The sequence below is a fragment of the Hydrogenophaga sp. genome, assembly GCF_048549895.1.
Classification (GTDB): domain Bacteria; phylum Pseudomonadota; class Gammaproteobacteria; order Burkholderiales; family Burkholderiaceae_C; genus Hydrogenophaga.
Window position 1 is genome coordinate 1 of record NZ_JBLYYB010000110.1, and the last position, 4,646, is coordinate 4,646.

Here is a 4,646-nt window from a genome sequence, read left to right on the forward strand (position 1 = left end):
GCAGGCGGCGCGCCTCGGCCACGATTTTCTCGCGTGAGGTGCCCACCAGCATCACCGTGCCGGCCTCCACCGCCTCGGGGCGCTCGGTGGTGTCGCGCATCACCAGCACGGGCTTGCCCAGCGAAGGTGCCTCTTCCTGGATGCCGCCCGAGTCGGTCACGATGATGTACGAGCGGTCCATGAGGTAGAGAAACGGCAAATAGTCGACTGGTTCGATCAGGTGGACGTTGGCCAGCCCGCGCGCGGCGAGGATGTCTTTCACCGGCTGGCGCACGTTGGGGTTCAGGTGCACTGGGTACAGGATTTCCACGTCATCGTGCTCGGCGGCGATGTCGGCCAGGGCCTCGCAGATGTTCTGGAAGCCTTCGCCAAAATTCTCTCGCCGGTGTCCGGTCACGAGAATGAGCCTGCGCTGCGGGTTCAAGAACGCAAAGCGCTGCGCCAGCTCGGCTTTGAGCGCGGTGTCGTTGCGCAGTTTCTCGACCACGGCCAGCAAGGCGTCGATGACGGTGTTGCCGGTCACGTGGATGGCGTCTGCGGCGATGCCTTCGCGCAGCAGGTTGTCGCGCGAGGCGGCGGTGGGTGCGAAGTGGATGTCGGCAATGGAGCCGGTGAGCTTGCGGTTCATTTCCTCCGGGAAGGGAGAATGTTTGTTGCCGGTGCGCAGGCCGGCTTCAACGTGCCCCACGGGTACGCGGGCGTAGTAGGCGGCCAGGCTGGTGGCCAGGGTGGTGGTGGTGTCGCCGTGCACCAGCACGAGGTCGGGCTTTTCCTGCTGCAGCACACCTTTGAGGCCAAGCAGGATGTTGCTGGTGATGTCGAACAGATCCTGACCTGGTTTCATGATGTTCAGGTCGTGCTCTGGCACGATGTCGAACAGTTTGAGGACTTGATCAAGCATCTCGCGGTGTTGTGCCGTGACGCAGACGACCGTCTCAATCTCGCCGGCTTTGGCCTGCAGGCCTTTGACCAGCGGCGCCATCTTGATGGCCTCGGGGCGGGTGCCGAACACAACCATGACTTTCATTGGATTCCCTTGGAGAGCAGTGCCTTGTAAGGCGCTTCGTAATGGGCGACGCTGTTGCGCCAGTTGCGCACGCTTTCAACAAACTGGCGGCCATTGGCGCGCAGTTCGGGCCAGCGGGCGCGGTGGTGAAGCATGTCGAGAACGGCTTCTGACAGCGCGTTCACATCGTCGGCCTTGAACAGCCAGCCGGTTTCACCGTGGCGGATGAGCTCCTTGTGGCCACCCACATCGGAGGCCACAAACAAATGCCCCTGGGCCATGGCCTCCAGCGGTTTGAGCGGCGTGACGAGCTCGGTCAGGCGCATGGAGTGGCGAGGGTAGGCGAGCACATCGATCAGGTCGTAGTAGCGGTTGACCTCGGCGTGCGGCACGCGGCCGGTGAACACCACGTGGTCGCCCAGACCGAGCGCTTGCGCCTGCGCCTTCAGCGCCGCGTCTTGCGGCCCGCCGCCCACCAGCAGCAACACCGTGTCGGGCCGGGAATTCAACATCTGCGGGAGGGCCGCCACCAGGAGGTCCAGGCCCTCATAGGCGTAGAACGAGCCGATGAAACCGACCACGGTACGCCCCTGCAGACCCCAGCGCGCCTGCAGCGCCGGCTCGGGTGTTTGCGCCAGCTGAAAGCCCTGCACGTCCACCGCGTTGGGGATCACCGTGACTTTGGCCGAGGGCACACCCCGGTCGACGATGTCGCTGCGCAGGCCTTCGCAAATGGTGAACACATGACCCGCCTGGCGAATGGCGCGGGTTTCCAGCGCACGCGTGGCGCGGTAGCGAAGACTGCCCTCGCGGGTGCTTCCGTGGTCCACGGCGGCGTCTTCCCAGAACGCGCGGATCTCGTACACCACGGGGATGCCGTTGCGCCGTCCCACCTTGAGCGCCGGCAGCGCGTTGAGCACCGGCGAGTGGGCATGGATGATGTCGGGGCGCACCTGATCCACAACGTTCTGCAAACGGCTTGTCAGCGCGTTCATCAACTGAAGCTCGCCCAACACGGGCAGCTTGCTCGCTGGCTGCTGAACCTGCGTGCGAAAGAAGTGCAAGCCGTCGATGGTTTGCTCTGCCGCATCCACCGCCCCTTGCTTGGGCGATGTGAGGTGAAAGGTCTGCCAGCCGCGTGCCCGCTGCTCGCGCAGCAAGGCCGCCGTACGGAAGGTGTAGCCGCTGTGCAGCGGGATGGAGTGGTCCAGGACGTGAAGGATTCGCATGGTCAGGCGCCGATGATCCCGCGCTGTTGGGTGTGCAGACAGGGGCTCGGGCTCAAGGGGTGGATTGCGCAGAAACGGCGTTGAGGCACAAAAAACAAGCGCTCCCGCCGCGAAGCCTGCAAGGACCGGTCTACCATTTGCGCATGACCCTTCACACCCGCCTCATTTCCGACCTGATCTTTCCTTTGCAGGAACGACTGAAAAAACACAGCACGGTGCGCGTGAAGCGGGAGATGGAGACCAGCCAGTACTGGCCGATCGACAGGTTGGAGGCGTTGCGGGTCGCCCGTCTGCGAAGCCTGCTCACCCACGCCGGGCAGCATGTGCCCTACTACCGCGATCTGTTTGGCCGGCTGGGCTTTGATCCGCAGGCGGTGACGAGTTGCGCCGATCTGCAGCGACTGCCCTTCCTCACCAAGACGGAGATTCGTGCTCATACCGAAGCCCTCAAGTCGGAAGGCGCGGACGACCTGGCACGGTTCAACACCGGTGGCTCCAGCGGCGAGCCTTTGGTGTTCTTCATCGGCAACGAGCGCGTGAGCCACGACGTGGCGGCCAAGTGGCGCGCCACGCGCTGGTGGGGCGTGGACATTGGCGACCCCGAAATCGTGCTGTGGGGTTCGCCCATCGAGCTCACCTCGCAGGACCGGGCGCGGCGCTGGCGCGATGCGCTCATGCGCACACAGCTCCTGCCGGCGTTCGAGATGTCGCCCGAGAAGGTGGCTGGTTTCATCGAGAAAATTCGCTCCACGCGCCCGGCCATGTTGTTCGGGTACCCGTCGGCCTTTGCGCACATTGCGCGGCACGCCGAGACGCACCACATCAAGATGGACAAGCTGGGCATCCGGGTGGCCTTTGTGACGTCGGAGCGCCTGTACGACCACCAGCGCGAACTGATCCAGCGGGTGTTCAACTGCCCGGTGGCCAATGGGTATGGGGGAAGGGATGCTGGTTTCATCGCGCACGAATGTCCATCAGGCGGCATGCACTTGACCCACGAAGACCTGATCGTGGAAATCGTGGATCCGCAGGGCAAGGTGTTGCCAGCGGGCGAGAGCGGCGAGATCGTGGTGACCCACCTGGCCACCAGCCACTTTCCGTTTGTGCGTTACCGGACGGGCGATATCGCTGCGCTGGGCACAGCGCCTTGCGCCTGCGGCCGCACGCTGCCGCTGCTGAAAGACCTGCAAGGCCGCAGCACCGACTTTCTGGTGGCACGCAACGGCACGGTGATGCACGGCTTGTCTCTGATCTACATCGTGCGGGATCTGGCGGGCGTCAAACAATTCAAGATCGTGCAGGAGAGCCTGGACCTGACCCGCATCCTGCTGGTCACCGACGGGCACTTCGACCGCGCGCTGCTGCCCGGCATCGAGCGCGGCGCCAAAGCGCGCCTGGGTGATGACGTGACCGTGGACGTTCAACTGGTCGACGAGATACCGCCCGAGAAATCCGGCAAGTACCGTTACGTGATCAGCCACGTGGCGGTGCCCACGCTCTGAAGGATGCGCTGGTAACAAACGGGCCTGTTCCATGGTGTCAATGGGCTTCGCGCGTTTGATTCAGCGCGGCCACAAGGCTCGCGCCATGGCTTCGGATGAAATCCTGCAATGCGGCGTCTGCAGCCGTGCGGGCTTCGCTCTCCAGCAGGCTTGGCGTCAGAGGCGTGTAGAGCACAACAATGGCCCCGTCGTCGCCCCGCCCTGTCAAACGCGACAGGGCACCCTGCAGCTTGGCTTGCACGTCGCTGGCCGTGAAGCGGCCATTGACCCAGTAGAAACGCCAAGCCCGCAGGCGAACGGCGTTGCCATCGAGCACCGACGATTTCTGGCGCAGCACTGCAGCAACCACCGGCAAAGACTGTCCCGCCAGTTCTGTGTTCGCGCTCCCGCTCGACACCTGCGCCCACCGGTCGTCCTGGCTGGTCACCAGCATGTTCAGCGAGCTGACCAGCTTGCGTTCGTAGTTCTGCTGGCGGTAGTAAGTGAGGTGCAGGCCCACGGCCTGCCCTTGTGGGCCGGTGTAGCCGCTGTGGGCCGCCGCGATGGGGAGCTGGAACGCAGGTACCCAGTCGCTGGGCGGTGCGCTGGCGTTTTGCCATGGGGCCTGGGCTGCCGGGGCGCTCAGAGCGACGGGGCCGGTGTTGGTGCCCAATGACAGCAGACGCTCCAGCACGTGGGGCGAGGCGACGATCACAAGTGCTGCCAAGGCGGCCAGACCGCTGGTCCAACCCTGGCGAGACGCGTCGCCCTGGAGGGCGACCGACGTGAACGACCTGGAATTGGGCTCGGGGGCGTCGGCCCAGCGGGCTCCAACGAACAGCATGGCCAGAATGACGACGCCGAAGAACACCCAGCCGTAGATGAGGTGGTCCACGCCCGTGGCCAGTTCGTTGCCCGAGAGGTGGCCGA

Annotated in this window: 4 protein-coding genes; 1 reads left to right on the forward strand and 3 read right to left on the reverse strand. The window is 64.6% G+C overall.

Features of this window, described 5'->3' with window-relative positions:
• The coding region (wecB, locus tag ACN4F8_RS11820; RefSeq protein ID WP_419473781.1) for a non-hydrolyzing UDP-N-acetylglucosamine 2-epimerase at nt 1-1,027 on the reverse strand (1,027 nt) is incomplete at its 3' end.
• Complete coding sequence (locus ACN4F8_RS11825) at nt 1,024-2,235, reverse strand: TIGR04063 family PEP-CTERM/XrtA system glycosyltransferase (protein WP_419473782.1); 1,212 nt, start codon at nt 2,233-2,235, stop codon at nt 1,024-1,026. The genes ACN4F8_RS11825 and wecB, both read right to left, overlap by 4 nt.
• A 143-nt stretch (nt 2,236-2,378) precedes the next feature.
• Between ACN4F8_RS11825 and ACN4F8_RS11830 the strand changes: the two genes are divergently transcribed.
• On the forward strand, nt 2,379-3,737 hold the full coding sequence (locus ACN4F8_RS11830) for a phenylacetate--CoA ligase family protein (protein ID WP_419473783.1): 1,359 nt from the start codon (nt 2,379-2,381) through the stop codon (nt 3,735-3,737).
• Between the two features lie 37 nt (nt 3,738-3,774).
• On the opposite strand, the gene ACN4F8_RS11835 is transcribed toward ACN4F8_RS11830, so the two are convergent.
• On the reverse strand, nt 3,775-4,646 hold an 872-nt coding region (locus tag ACN4F8_RS11835; protein WP_419473784.1), incomplete at its 5' end, for an exosortase C-terminal domain/associated protein EpsI.

What these genes read in the sequence shown, in the direction of transcription:
- ACN4F8_RS11825 (WP_419473782.1), bottom strand. Translation starts at nt 2,235, where the DNA reads ATGCGAATCCTTCACGTCCTGGACCACTCCATCCCGCTGCACAGCGGC.
- ACN4F8_RS11830 (WP_419473783.1), top strand. Translation starts at nt 2,379, where the DNA reads ATGACCCTTCACACCCGCCTCATTTCCGACCTGATCTTTCCTTTGCAG.